The sequence below is a fragment of the Micromonospora sp. CNZ280 genome, assembly GCF_011759515.1.
Map to the genome: position 1 here is coordinate 1,160,104 of NZ_JAAOYP010000001.1, position 12,950 is coordinate 1,173,053.

The window sequence follows — 12,950 nt, forward strand, 5'->3', positions numbered from 1 at the left end:
CGGGCGCCGGCCCCGGTCACGTCCGGAGGGCGCCGGGGGCGTCGGCCGGGACCGCGGGCTGGCGTGGGGGGACCGGGTCCAGGCGGCGGTACGGCTCACCGAGCGGGGGTCTCGGGTCCTCCTCGCCCTTGTTGGGCCAGAACGACATGGCGCGTTCGGCCTGGGCGGTGATGGTCAGCGACGGGTTCACCCCGAGGTTCGCCGAGACCGCCGCGCCGTCCACCACGTGCAGCCCGGGGTGCCCGTAGACCCGGTGCCAGGGGTCGATCACCCCGTCGGCGGCCGTGGCGCCGATCACCGCCCCGCCCAGGATGTGCGCGGTCATCGGGATGTCGAACGGCTCGGTGAGCGAGCCGCCGGGCACCCCGCCGATCTCCTCGGCGAGCAGCCGGGCGGCGGTGTTGCCGGCCGGGATCCAGGTCGGGTTGGGCGTGCCGTGGCCGGGGCCGGAGACCAGCCGCCGGCCGAACCGGCCACGCCGGAACCGGGTGGTCAGCGAGTTGTCGGCGGACTGCATGACCAGGGCGATCACCGTACGCTCCGACCAGCCGCGCACGCTGAGCATCCGGGCCGCCGTGCCGGGCTGGCGCAGCAGGATGCCCAGCCAGCGGCGCACCCGGTGCGGCCCGCCGTCGACCAGTAGCGACTGGAGCAGCCCCATCGCGTTGGAGCCCCGGCCGTAGCGGACCGGCTCGATGTGGGTCTGCGGGTCGGGGTGGAACGAGCTGGTGATCGCCACCCCTTCGGTGAAGTCGATCCCCTGCGCCCGGGCCTGCCGGCGGGGCACCGAGGCGCCGAGGATGGCCTCCGAGTTGGTCCGGGTCAGCTCACCGAGCCGGGGCGAGAGCGCGGGCAGCGCGCCGGTGGCCTTCATCTCGTGCAGCAGCCGCTGGGTGCCGAGCGCGCCGGCGGCGAAGACCACCTGGTCGGCGTGGATCACCTGGCGGCGCCGGCGCAGCCAGGCCCCGGTGCGGACGGTCTCCACCGCGTAGCCGCCGTCGGCGGCCGGCCGCACCGCGGTCACCGTGGTCAGCGGATGCACCCGCACGCCGAGCCGCTCGGCCAGCCAGAGGTAGTTCTTCACCAGGGTGTTCTTCGCCCCGTGCCGGCAGCCGGTCATGCAGGCGCCGCAGTGCGTGCAGCCGGTGCGCTCCGGGCCGGCGCCGCCGAAGTACGGGTCGGCGACCCGCTCGCCGGGGCGGCCGATGTGCACCCCGACCGGGGTGGCGTGCACGGTGTGCCCCACCCCCATCCGCTCGGCCACCGCCCGCATCGCCCGGTCCGCGCCGGTGACCATCGGGTACGTGGTCACGCCGAGCATCCGCTTCGCCTGGTCGTAGTGCCGGGCCAGTTCGTCACGCCAGTCGGTGATGTCCCGCCACTGCGGGTCGGCGTAGAAGGCCGGCAGCGGCTCGTAGAGGGTGTTCGCGTAGACCAGCGAACCGCCGCCGACCCCGGCCCCGGAGAGCACCATCAGGCCGCCGCCGGCCCGGCGGTCGGCGGGGCGGAGCAGGGTGATCCGTTGCAGGCCGTAGCAGCCCAGCTTCGGGGCCCAGAGGAAGCGGCGCAGCCGCCAGGAGGTCTGCGGGAACTCGTCGTCGGCGAACCGTCGCCCGGCCTCCAGCACGCCGACGGTGTAGCCCTTCTCGGCCAGCCGCAGCGCGGTGACGCTGCCGCCGAAGCCGGACCCGATGACGAGCACGTCGTACCGCATGGACGCATCATTACCGGTCAGTAGCTGTCGCGCCAGGGGCAGTTTTCGCGCGATCATGCACCCCGTCCACCGCCCGCCGCCCCGGACGCAACCCGAGGCCGCCGTCGGAGCGTCGAGTCAGGTACGGGGAGAGGGGTCGACATGGTCCTCCGATCGCGGGTGCCACGCCGCCGCTGGCTGCTGGGGCTGGCGGCGCTCACCGCCGTGCTGATGGCGGCCACGGCCGCCGTGGTGGTGACCCGGCTGGTCGGCTCCGACGGCGGGTCCGGGACACCGACCGCCGGCACCCCGAGCGCCACCCCGACCGGCACGCCGAGCGCCAGCCCGAGCCCGACCGGCCCGCCGCCGGGCGCGGACATCACCGGCCCGCTCAACCTGCTGCTGGTCGGCGTGGACACCCGGGTCAGCGTGCCCGGCTGGGAGCCGCACGCCGACGCCGTACTGGTGCTGCACGTGCCGAAGGGGCTCGGCCGGGCATACCTCTTCTCGCTCCCCCGCGACCTGGTGGTGGACATCCCGGCCTTCCCCGCGGCCGGCTACCGGGGCGGGCGAACCAAGCTGACCCACGCGATGAGCTACGGCAGCCGGGTGCCGGGCAAGCCGAAGCAGCCGAGCACCGCGCAGGGGTACGAGTTGCTGCGCAGCACCGTCAGCGGCTACACCGGGCTGCGCATCGACGCCGGCGCGGTGGTCACCTTCGGCGGCTTCGACAAGCTGGTGGACACCCTCGGCGGGGTGGACATCTACGTCGACCAGCGGGTGGCCTCCCGGCACCGCCGCCCGGACGGCCGACACCGCGACCCGGCGCCGGGCGGCTACACCGGGCCGCAGATGATCTACGAGAAGGGCCAGCGGCACCTGACCGGCTGGCAGGCGCTCGACTACGCCCGGCAGCGCTACCTCACCGGCGGCGACTACGCCCGGCAGCGGCACCAGCAGCAACTCGTCCGGGCTCTGGTCCGCAAGATCCTCGACCAGGACCTGGCCCGCCAGCCGGAACGGGTCGAGCAGGTGGTCGCCGCGCTCGGCGACACGCTGGTCTACTCCGCCCTCGGCGGGCGGCGGATCATCGACTTCGCGTACGCCCTCGGCGAACTGCCGGCGGAACGGTTCGTCCTGGTCGGGCTGCCGGGCGGGGCGGTCGGCCGGGGGCAGCGGCTACCGGGGCGAGCAGCTCACCAAGGTGGGCCGGGACTTCCTCACCGCGCTGCGCGCCGGCCGGGCGGACGCGTACCTCGCCGAGCACCCGCAGCTGCGGGTCAAGACCTGACCCAGGCCGGGCGGCGCTGCCCGGGTGCCGCCCGGGCCAAGCTGGGCCCGGCGCCGCCCCGGGCGGTGCCGTCCGGGTGGGTCGGGGTCAGCGCCGCTCGGGGCGGGCGGGGCGCTCGGTGCCGTAGAGCCAGTCGTCGAAGAGGTCGTCCAGCCGCTCGCCGGAGATCCGTTCGGCCAGCGCCACGAACTGGGCAGTGGTGCCGTTGCCGTGCCGCTTCTCCGCCGCCCAGGTCTTGAGGATCTCGAAGAACGCCTTGTCGCCGACCGCCACCCGGAGCGCGTGCACGGTCATCGCGCCGCGCTGGTAGACCGACTCGCCGAACAGGTTCTCGACCCCCGGCTCGCCCGGCGGGGTGCGCCAGACCCGGCTCGCCGCGCCGGCGTACCGCGCGTCGAAGGCCTGCGCGGCGGTGCGCCCGCCGTCGTGCTCGGTCCAGAGCCACTCGGCGTACGTGGCCAGCCCCTCGTTGAGCCAGATGTCCTGCCACTTCGTCAGCGCCACGCTGTTGCCGAACCACTGGTGGGCCAGCTCGTGCGCGACCACCCCGGTGTTCTCGCCCTGGCGGAAGAAGGACGCGGCGTAGACCGGGCGGCTCTGCGTCTCCAGCGCGTACCGGATCCGGTCGTCGGAGACCACCACCCCGCCGTACGACTCGAACGGGTACGGCCCGAAGAGCCGCTCCAGGTAGTCGGCGACCCGCACCGTCCGGGCGATCGACCGGTCCGCCGCCCCCTCGGAGAGCTTCGTGGTGACCGCGTGGAACACCGGCCGTCCCTTGTGCTCACTCCGGGTGAGCCGGAACTTGCCGATCACCACCATGCTCAGGTAGCTGGCCATCGGGTTGCGCTCGGCCCACCTCCAGGTGGTCCAGCCGTCCGCGCTGCTCCGGCCCACCGGTACGCCGTTGCTGACCGCGGTCAGCCCTTCGGGCACGGTGATCTCGAAGTCGTAGCTGGCCTTGTCGGAGGGGTGGTCGTTGACCGGGAACCAGGTGCTCGCCGACTCCGGCTGGCCGAGCGCGATGGCGCCGTCGGAGGTGTGCAGGAAGCCGCCCTCGCCGAGGGTCTCGTTACGCAGCGCCGCCGGCTCGCCGTCGTAGCTGATCTCGGCGACGAAGCCGTTGCCGGCGATCAGGCCGCGCGCCGGGGTGACCACCAGCTCGTCGCCCTTGCGGGAGTGCCGGGCCGGGGCACCGTCCACGGTCACCTCGCGCACCTTCAGCCCGGCCAGGTCCAGGTTGAACGCGGACAGGTTCGCGGTCGCGGCGGCCTGCACGGTGGTGGTGCCGGTGAGCCGGTCCGTCGCCGGGTCGTAGCGCACCTTGACCGTGTACCGGCCGACGTCGTAGCCGCCGTTGCCGTACGTCGGGAAGTAGTCGTCGCCCACCCCGGCGCCGCCGGGCCGGAACTGCCGACTGCTGCTCGGCGACGGGGCTGCCGAGCCGGCCTCCAGCTCCGCCGACGATCCGCACCCGCTGACGCCGAGCGCCCCGGTGACCAGCAGACCGGTAACCAGCCGAACCCGCCGCGGCAGCGCCATCGCCTCGCCCCTCCCTGTGCCGAGCGGCCGTCCCGCCGGCCGGTCCGGCCGGGCGGCGGCCACCGGGGGACCCGCGTCGCGGCCGGCCCGCCCGGCGGCAGCCTACCGACCGTCGATCAGGGACCCGTCACGGCAGGGCGGGGGCGCTGCCGCCGACCAGCCAGGCGTCGAAGAGCGGGCCCAGCGGCCGGCCCGCGACCCGTTCGGCGTGCGCGATCAGGTCGGCGGTGGTGGCGTTGCCGTTCCGCCGCTCGGCGGTCCAGCCCCGCAGGATGCGGAAGAAGGTCTCGTCGCCGACGGTACGGCGCAGCGCGTGCACGGCCAGCGCGCCGCGCTTGTAGACGGCGGAGCCGAACATCTGCGTCGGTCCCGGGTCGACGGACGGCCGGGACCAGTCGGTGGCGGCGTACTGGAGCTCGAAGTTGTGCTGCGCGGTGCGGCCGCCGTCGTGTTCCTCCCACAGCCACTCCGCGTAGCTGGCGAACCCCTCGTTGAGCCAGATGTCGCTCCACCGGGTCAGTGCCACGCTGTTGCCGAACCACTGGTGGGCCAGCTCGTGCGCGACCACCCCGGTGTTGGGCCGCCCGCCCCGGAAGAAGCCCGGCCCGTACACCGGCCGGGACTGGGTCTCCAGCGCGTAGCCGATCCGGTCGTCGGTCACCACGATGCCGCCGTACGAGTCGAACGGGTACGGCCCGAAGCGGCTGGCCAGGAAGTCGGCGACCTCCCCGGTCCGGGCGAGCGAGGCGGCCTCCGGGCCGGTGGCCGGCAGGCCCGCCGGTACGGCGGTGACCATCGGCTTGCCGGCGTGGGTGCCGGTCCGCACCTGGTAGTCGCCGATCACCAGGGTGGTCAGGTAGCTGGCCATCGGGGCCCGCTCGGCCCACCGCCAGGTGGTCCAGCCGCCGGCGGTCGTCCGCTCCCCCGGCACCCCGTTGCTCAGCGCCGCCAGCCCTTCCGGGACGGTCACCTCGATGTCATAGGTGGCCTTGTCGGACGGGTGGTCGTTGACCGGGAACCAGGTGGCCGCCGAGCGCGGCTGGCCGAGCGCGATCGCGCCGTCGGCGGTGTGCTGGAAGCCGCCGTTGCCCAGCACGCCGTCCGGGACCGGGGCCGGCACCCCGGCGTACTCCACCTCGACCGCGAACTGCTGGCCCCGCGGTACCCCGTCGGCCGGGGTGACCACCAGCTCGTCGCCGTCGCGCCGGTGCTCGGCGCGCTTGCCGCCGACGGTGACCGCGCTGACGTCGAGACCGGCCAGGTCGAGGGTGAACCGGGACAGCCCGTGGCTCGCCGTCGCGGTGACCGTCGCGCGTCCGCTCAGCCGGTCGGTCGCCGGGTCGTACCGGACCGCCAGCCGGTAGTGCGAGACGTCGTACCCGCCGTTGCCGGCGCCCGGCACGTACGGGTCGGCGAGGTCGGCGCTGCCCGGGCGGAGACCGTCGGGGTCGCCCTCCCGGTCGTCGGAGCCGGGGCAGGCGGTCAGCAGCCCGACCGTCGCCACGGTGGCGAGCGCCAGCGGGATCAGGTCACGAGTACGACGCACCGGCCGAGCCTATCGGCGCGGCCGGTGCGGGTGGTGTCTCTTCGTGCCGGGTGCGGGTCCGGGGCCGCCCTCGGCGGGACCCGTCCAGCGTCAGCGGTCGAGGACCAGGCCGACCTTCTGGAACTCCTTGAGGTCGCGGTAGCCGCACTTGGCCATCGCCCGGCGCAGCCCGCCGAAGAGGTTGAGCTGCCCGTCCGGCTCGTCGGCGGGGCCGAAGAGCAGCTGCTCCATCGAGCCGAGCGGCTCGCCGGCCACCTCGAACGCGCCGCGCGGCAGCGACGGGTGGCTGGCGGCGGAGTGCCACCAGGCGCCGCCGGCCGGCGCCTCGGTGCAGAGCGACAGCGGCTCGCCGAGCATCACCGCGTCCGCGCCGCAGCCGAGCGCCTTGGCGATGTCGCCGGAGGTCTGCAGGTCGCCGTCGGCGATCAGGTGCACGTACCGGCCGCCGGTCTCGTCCAGGTAGTCCCGCCGGGCCGCCGCGGCGTCGGCGATCGCGGTGGCCATCGGCACCCGGATGCCGAGCACCGACTCGGTGGTGGACCACTCGTCGCCGCCGATGCCGACGATCACCCCGGCCGCGCCGGTACGCATCAGGTGCAGCGCGGTCTTGTAGTCGGTGCAGCCACCGACGATGACCGGCAGGTCGAGGTCGGCGATGAACTCCTTGAGGTTGAGCGGCTCGTCGGTGGTCGAGACGTGCTCGGCGGAGACGATGGTGCCCTGGATGACCAGGATGTCCACGCCGGCGTCCAGGATCACCGGGGCCAACGCCAGGGTGTGCTGCGGGGAGACCCGGACGGCCACCGTCCCGCCGCCGGCGCGCAGCTCGCGGACCCGCTCGGCGATCAGGTCCGGGCGGATCGGCTCGGCGTAGACCTCCTGGAGCCGCTTGGTGGCGCGGGCGTCCTCGTCGAGCGCGGCCAGCTCCTCGAGCACCTTGGTCGGGTTCTCGTAGCGGGTCCACAGCCCTTCGACGTTGAGCACGCCGAGGCCGCCGAGCTGGCCGAGCCGGACCGCGGAGGCCGGGCTCATGGTGGCGTCGGAGGGGTGCCCGACGCAGGGGATGCCGAACTGGTAGGCGTCGAGCTGCCAGTTGGTCGAGACGTCGTCGACGTCCCGGGTCCGGCGGCTCGGCACGATGGCGATGTCGTCCAGGTGGTAGCCGCGTTGCGCGGTCTTACCCAGCCCGATCTCGACCACGTCACGCATGGGGGACTCCAGGTGGTTGGGGGTGGTGGTTCAGCGGGTGTGGTAGTTGGGCGCCTCGACGGTCATCTGGATGTCGTGCGGGTGGCTCTCCTTGAGCCCGGCCGCGGTGATCCGGATGAGCTGGCCCCGGCTGTGCAGCTCGGGGATGCTCTCCGCGCCGGCGTACCCCATGGCGAGCCGCAGGCCACCGACCAGCTGGTGGGCCACCCGGGCCAGCGGCCCCCGGTACGGCACCTGACCCTCGACGCCCTCGGGGACCAGCTTCTCGTCGCTGGTCACGTCCTGCTGGAAGTAGCGGTCCTTCGAGTAGGACTTGGCCTGGCCCCGGGACTGCATCGCGCCGAGCGAGCCCATCCCCCGGTACGCCTTGAACTGCTTGCCGTTGACGAAGATCAGCTCGCCGGGGCTCTCCTCGCAGCCGGCCAGCAGGCTGCCGAGCATCACCGTGTCGGCGCCGGCGACGAGCGCCTTGGCGATGTCGCCCGAGTACTGGATGCCGCCGTCGCCGATCACCGGCACGCCGGCCGGACGGGCGGCCCGGGCCGCCTCCATGATCGCGGTGATCTGCGGTACGCCGACGCCGGCGACGATCCGGGTGGTGCAGATGGCGCCCGGGCCCACCCCGACCTTGACCCCGTCGGCACCCGCCTCGACCAGCGCCCTGGCCCCGGCGTACGTGGCGATGTTGCCGCCGACGATGTCGACGCCCACGTCCTTCTTGAGCCGGCGGACCATGTCCAGCACGGCCCGCTGGTGGCCGTGCGCGGTGTCCACGATCAGCACGTCCACGCCCGCGTCGACCAACGCCCGGGCCCGCTTGTACGAGTCCTCGCCGACGCCGATCGCGGCGGCGACGCGGAGCCGGCCGGCCTCGTCCTTGGTCGCGTTCGGGTACTGCTCGCTCTTGGTGAAGTCCTTGACGGTGATCAGCCCGCGCAGCTTGCCGGCCCCGTCGACGATCGGCAGCTTCTCGACCTTGTGCTGGCGCAGCAGGGCCAGCGCCTCGTCCTTGCTCACGCCGACCGGCGCGGTGACCAGCGGCGTCCGGGTCATGATGTCGCGGACCGGGGTGGCCGGGTCGGTGACGAAGCGCATGTCCCGGTTGGTCACGATGCCGACCAGCTGGCCCTCGCCGTCCACCACCGGCACACCCGAGATGCGGTAGCGCCCGCAGAGCGAGTCGACCTCGCGCAGGGTGTCGTCGGGGCTGGCGGTGACCGGGTTGGTGATCATGCCGGACTCGGAGCGCTTGACCAGGTCGACCTGGAGGGCCTGGTCCTCCACCGACAGGTTGCGGTGCAGCACGCCGATGCCGCCCTGGCGGGCCATCGCGATCGCCATCCGCGCCTCGGTCACCGTGTCCATCGCGCTGGACAGCAGCGGGATCGAGAGGCTGATGTTGCGGGTCAGCTTCGTCACGGTGTTGACCCGGCTCGGCACCACGTCCGACTCGCCCGGCTGGAGCAGCACGTCGTCGAAGGTCAGCCCGAGCGGCACCACCCGGGCGGAGCCGGCGGGCAGCTCCGGCAGGTGACCGCCCAGCTCGCCGTGGTCGGCGCCGCTCGACAGGTCGGTGCTGGGCGAAATTTCCACGATTGCTCCCCTGAGCTGCTCGGACGGGCTTCAGCGAGGTGGCGCGGACGGGCACCGGCGTACGCCGGGTGACGGCGCGTCGCCCCATCGTACCCAGTGACCTGGGCCGGACCCGCCGGCGGCGGGTGCGGACGCCGCCGGCCGGGGGGCGGGCGTCGCCGCTGCGGTAGGTCTACGGTGATGGTGTGCACGACGAGCCCATCGACCCGTTCAACGGCGACCCGGCGGATCCGGCAGCGGGCCTGCACGATCCCGGGGACGACGCCACGCTCGACCCGCTGACCGAGGGCGAGCGGCAGGACGTGCTGGAGGATCTCGCCGACCTGGAGATCTACCAGGCGCTGCTGGCCCCGATCGGGATCCGCGGGCTGGTGATCGAGTGTGAGGACTGCCGGGAGCCGCACTACTTCGACTGGGACCTGCTCCGCGGCAACCTGCGCCACCTGCTCAACTCCGGCCGCCCGCGGGTGCACGAGCCGGCCTACGACCCGGATCCGGACCACTACGTCACCTGGGACTACGCCCGCGGCTACGCCGACGGGGTGCACGACACCCTGACCGAGGGCACCGAGGACGAGCCCGGCTCCGCCGACTGACCCCGACGGGCGACGCCCGGAAGGCGGCGGCGTGCGCGGGTCAGGCCACCAGGCCGGCTCGGAAGCCGGCGGCCACCGCGTGTGCCCGGTCCCGGGCGCCGAGCTTGCGGAAGAGCCGGCGGGCGTGCGTCTTGACGGTGTCCTCCGAGACGAACAGCTCGCGGCCGATCTCCGCGTTGCTCTTGCCCTCCGCCATGCCGAGCAGCACCTGGAGTTCCCGCTCGGTGAGCCCGACCGGCGGCCGGCTCGGCCGGCTGCCCGGGGCGCTCCGCCGCGTCTCCGGCGCCTCCGGCTCTCCGTCGGCCGGGTCGGCCGGGTCGGCCGGGTCGTCACCGCGCTGCGCCGGCACCACCGCCGGGGCGCCACCGGTGCCCTCGCCGGACCCGGCCGGCCAGGGCGGGTTGGCTTCGCCCGAGGGCCGGCCGCCCTGCGCCGGGCGACCCGGGCCGCCGACCGCGGCGGTGTCCCGGGCCGGGTCGGTGATCCGGTGCCGGGCCGCGCGGCCGGGCGCGGAGAGTAGCAGCAGCGCCTTGGCCACCGCGCTGGTCAGGTCGTGGTCGGCGCCCTGGATCAGGCCCCGGGCGCCGGCGCTGATGGTGGCGGCGGCCGCCTCCGACTCCTCCGTCCCGAGCAGCACCACGGCGGCCTGCGGCGCGCGGGCCAGCACCCGGCGGACGAAGCCGGCGCTGTCCGGCCGGGTGAGCGCCGTGTCGGCGAGCACCACGTCGGCCGGCCGCTCGGCCAGGCGCAGCATCACCTCGGGATCGGAGACAGCGGTCCGGACGACCGCGGACAGCCCGAGCCGGGCCGCCGCCGAGGTCAGGTGCTGGGCGGCGAGTGGTGTCCGAACGCACACGAGAACCGTACGCACAGTGGGTCTCCTCTCCGCCAATGAGCAGACCATGACCGGGCGCGCCGCCGAGGGGGTTCCCGGCAATCCTCCGAACTTTTCCGACAGTTGGGGCATATGCCGCAAGTTGCCGGAAGTTTTCGATCACAGAAGTGTGAGTCGGCAACAGCTCGGGTACCGGGAGGTCCAGGCCGGGAAGGTGCGCCTGCGCGGCGCCGCCGCCCGGTGAGCCGGCCATGAGTATCTCGCGGTGCCGCGCGGGAGGAGGGGTGCTGATGTCGAACGTACGTAGACTGCCCGGACCCATCGTCGATCTCTGGGACTGGCAGCGGCTCGGTGCCTGCCGGGGCCGCGACAGCGCCCAGTTCTTCCACCCCGACGGCGAGCGCGGCTCTTCTCGCCTGCGCCGCGAGTCCGGCGCCAAGGCGGTCTGCCGCACCTGCCCGGTGCGCGCCGAGTGCGCGGCGCACGCGCTCTCGGTCCGGGAGCCGTACGGCGTGTGGGGCGGCTTCAGCGAGTCCGAGCGGCTGCGGCTGCTCGCCATGGGCTGGGAGGACCTGGCCGACCGCCGGCAGACCCGGGTCGACGTGGCCCGGCTGGAGGCCCGCCTGGGCCGGCCGCACAAGTCGGCCGTCCCCGCCCAACGCAAGATCGCCTGACCCACCCACCCCACCCCGTTGATCATGAAGTTGGTGACGCGACACGCCGGCACCGGTCAACAACTTCATGATCAGCGGGGCTGTGGCGGGGCGGGTGGGGGTTAGCGGATGGTTAGGGGGACGGTGTGCCAGCCGGTGGCGCCGTCGGGGGCGACGTCCTGGCGGCGGGCGGTCTGGGTCTCGCCGGTGGCGTCGGTCGCCCGGACCTGGAGGGTGTGCTCGCCCGGCGTGGCGTCCCACCGCCACGACCACTGCACCCAGGTGTCCACCGAGACCGCGGCGGCCAGCTCCGCCTCCTGCCAGGGGCCCTCGTCGACCCGTACCTCCACCCGGCGGATACCCCGGTGCTGGGCCCAGGCCACCCCGGCGACGGTGATCGGGCCGGCGGTGAGCCGGTTGCGCGCCCGGGGCGTGTCGATCCGCGACTGGGTCTTCACCGGCCCCTGCGCCGACCAGCCGCGCGGCACCCAGTACGCGTCGAAGTCGGCGAAGCTGGTCAGCTCCAGCTCGGTGACCCACTTGCAGGCCGAGACGTAGCCGTACAGGCCGGGCACCACCATCCGCACCGGGAAGCCGTGCTCGACCGGCAGCGGCTCGCCGTTCATCCCCACCGCCAGCAGGGCGTCCCGCCCGTCGCGCAGCACCGCCGTGGGGGTGCCGCAGGTCCAGCCGTCCACCGACCGCCCGACCACCTGGTCGGCACCCTCCTCGGGCTCCACCTCGTCGAGCAGTTCCTTGAGCGGCACGCCCAGCCAGCGGGCGTTGCCGATCAGGTCGCCGCCGACCTCGTTGGACACGCAGGCCAGCGTCACGTACCGCTCGACCAGCGGTCGGGCCAGCAGGTCGGCGAAGCTGAGCGTGAGTGGCCGGCGGACCCGGCCGTGGATGCGCAGCCGCCAGGTCTCCGGGTCCACCTGCGGCACCACCAGCGCGGTGTCGATCCGGTAGAAGCCGAAGTTCGGCGTGACGTAGGGGGCGAGCTGGGTCAGCGACAGGTCGGCCCCGGCGGGCACCGGCGGCGCGGCGGAGACCGGCGCGGGCAGCCGCACCGCCGCCCGGGCCGCTGAGACGCCCCGCCGCCCGGCCAGCCACCGCCCACCCAGACCGGCCACGGTGGCCGCACCGAGCAGCACCCCGGCCCCGGTGAGGAACCGCCGCCGCGACTCCGGATCGGTGCGTTCCAGCGGCTCCCACCCGCCTGCCGACCTCGGCTCCGCCGCCCGTTCCCCGGCCGTGGGCCGACGCTCCCTGCCGTCCGCCGGCTCGGCCCGCGCAGGCCGGCTCTCCGCTTCGCCCGCCGCCGGTTCGGCCGTCGCGGCCCGGTTCCCGGGCAGATCGGTGGCCGCCTCGGCGTCCGGCTCCCCGGCCGGTCCCGGGCTGGTCGGGCGCACGGCGGAGGGCAGCGGCTCGGGTGGCGACCAGGGCCAGGGGTCGAGTTCCAGCGGGCCGGCCACGAAGAGCCAGAGCACCAGCGCCCCCGCCCCGGCACCGAGCAGCGCTGGCAGGGCGTCGGCGAGGTCCGCGCCGGCGCGGGTCAGCGCCGCGACCACCCCGAGCGCCGCGAAGGCGGCGACGCCGGCCAGCGCCACCGCCAGCCGGCGGACGGCCAGCACCCCGAGCAGCGCGGCCGCCGCGCCGAGCAGCAGCGCCGTCCCGACCAGCAGCGCGACCTTGTCGTACGTGCCGAACAGCCCGATGCCGAGCTGCTTGAGCGGCTCCGGCACGGTGTCGACGACCAGTCCGCCGACCGCGACCAGCGGAGCCGAGCGGGGGCCGGTCAGCACCGCCACCAGTTCGGCGGAGCCGATCGCCACCGCGGCGGCGGTGAACCCGGCCAGCGCGGCGTACCGGCGCGTCGTGGTGCTCATCGGGCCAGTCTTTCCGATCGGTCGGCCCGGCCGGTAGCCGCGTCAGCGTTCCGTAATGCCGCCCGGCCGGCGACGGCCCGCGGCCCGTACACCCCGGAACCGC

General features: G+C 74.6%; 9 protein-coding genes and 1 pseudogene. 3 read left to right on the forward strand and 7 right to left on the reverse strand.

Annotation, left to right across the window (positions count from 1 at the left end; genetic code table 11):
• Window positions 1-16: 16 nt before the first annotated feature.
• Window positions 17-1,714: a GMC family oxidoreductase gene (locus FHX32_RS05470; RefSeq protein ID WP_167179747.1), complete on the reverse strand. Its 1,698-nt coding sequence runs from the start codon at window positions 1,712-1,714 to the stop codon at window positions 17-19.
• A 141-nt stretch (window positions 1,715-1,855) separates the two neighbouring features.
• Between FHX32_RS05470 and FHX32_RS05475 the strand changes: the two are divergent.
• Window positions 1,856-2,984, forward strand: a pseudogene (locus FHX32_RS05475) (LCP family protein).
• Between the two features lie 87 nt (window positions 2,985-3,071).
• Here the strand turns inward: FHX32_RS05475 and FHX32_RS05480 are convergent.
• The 4 genes from FHX32_RS05480 to guaB form a co-directional block, all read right to left on the reverse strand.
• Complete coding sequence (locus tag FHX32_RS05480) at window positions 3,072-4,526, reverse strand: M1 family metallopeptidase (protein ID WP_167179748.1); 1,455 nt, start codon at window positions 4,524-4,526, stop codon at window positions 3,072-3,074.
• A gap of 127 nt (window positions 4,527-4,653) precedes the next feature.
• A complete protein-coding gene (locus FHX32_RS05485; RefSeq protein ID WP_486480919.1) occupies window positions 4,654-6,072 on the reverse strand; it encodes a M1 family metallopeptidase in 1,419 nt (472 codons plus the stop codon).
• 90 nt (window positions 6,073-6,162) lie between these two features.
• On the reverse strand, window positions 6,163-7,281 hold the full coding sequence (locus tag FHX32_RS05490) for a GuaB3 family IMP dehydrogenase-related protein (RefSeq protein ID WP_088991960.1): 1,119 nt from the start codon (window positions 7,279-7,281) through the stop codon (window positions 6,163-6,165).
• Between the two features lie 30 nt (window positions 7,282-7,311).
• Window positions 7,312-8,874 (reverse strand): IMP dehydrogenase, encoded by a 1,563-nt coding sequence (gene guaB / locus FHX32_RS05495; RefSeq protein ID WP_167179749.1) that lies wholly within the window; start codon window positions 8,872-8,874, stop codon window positions 7,312-7,314.
• A 185-nt stretch (window positions 8,875-9,059) separates the two neighbouring features.
• Here guaB and FHX32_RS05500 point away from each other — a divergent pair, with 185 nt between their 5' ends.
• A complete protein-coding gene (locus FHX32_RS05500; RefSeq protein ID WP_167179750.1) occupies window positions 9,060-9,470 on the forward strand; it encodes a DUF5319 domain-containing protein in 411 nt (136 codons plus the stop codon).
• Window positions 9,471-9,510: 40 nt separating this feature from the next.
• Here FHX32_RS05500 and FHX32_RS05505 read toward each other — a convergent pair whose 3' ends face one another.
• Window positions 9,511-10,341: a response regulator transcription factor gene (locus FHX32_RS05505; protein WP_167179751.1), complete on the reverse strand. Its 831-nt coding sequence runs from the start codon at window positions 10,339-10,341 to the stop codon at window positions 9,511-9,513.
• 254 nt (window positions 10,342-10,595) lie between these two features.
• Between FHX32_RS05505 and FHX32_RS05510 the strand changes: the two genes are divergently transcribed.
• A complete protein-coding gene (locus tag FHX32_RS05510) occupies window positions 10,596-10,979 on the forward strand; it encodes a WhiB family transcriptional regulator (protein WP_167179752.1) in 384 nt (127 codons plus the stop codon).
• Window positions 10,980-11,080: 101 nt separating this feature from the next.
• On the opposite strand, the gene FHX32_RS05515 is transcribed toward FHX32_RS05510, so the two are convergent.
• A complete protein-coding gene (locus tag FHX32_RS05515; RefSeq protein ID WP_167179753.1) occupies window positions 11,081-12,847 on the reverse strand; it encodes a molybdopterin-dependent oxidoreductase in 1,767 nt (588 codons plus the stop codon).
• Window positions 12,848-12,950 lie beyond the last annotated feature (103 nt).

Bases quoted from the DNA above. Each gene is read 5' to 3' on its own strand.
- FHX32_RS05490 (WP_088991960.1), bottom strand. From the start codon at position 7,281: ATGCGTGACGTGGTCGAGATCGGGCTGGGTAAGACCGCGCAACGCGGC.
- FHX32_RS05510 (WP_167179752.1), top strand. From the start codon at position 10,596: ATGTCGAACGTACGTAGACTGCCCGGACCCATCGTCGATCTCTGGGAC.
- FHX32_RS05480 (WP_167179748.1), bottom strand. From the start codon at position 4,526: ATGGCGCTGCCGCGGCGGGTTCGGCTGGTTACCGGTCTGCTGGTCACC.
- FHX32_RS05470 (WP_167179747.1), bottom strand. From the start codon at position 1,714: ATGCGGTACGACGTGCTCGTCATCGGGTCCGGCTTCGGCGGCAGCGTC.
- FHX32_RS05515 (WP_167179753.1), bottom strand. From the start codon at position 12,847: ATGAGCACCACGACGCGCCGGTACGCCGCGCTGGCCGGGTTCACCGCC.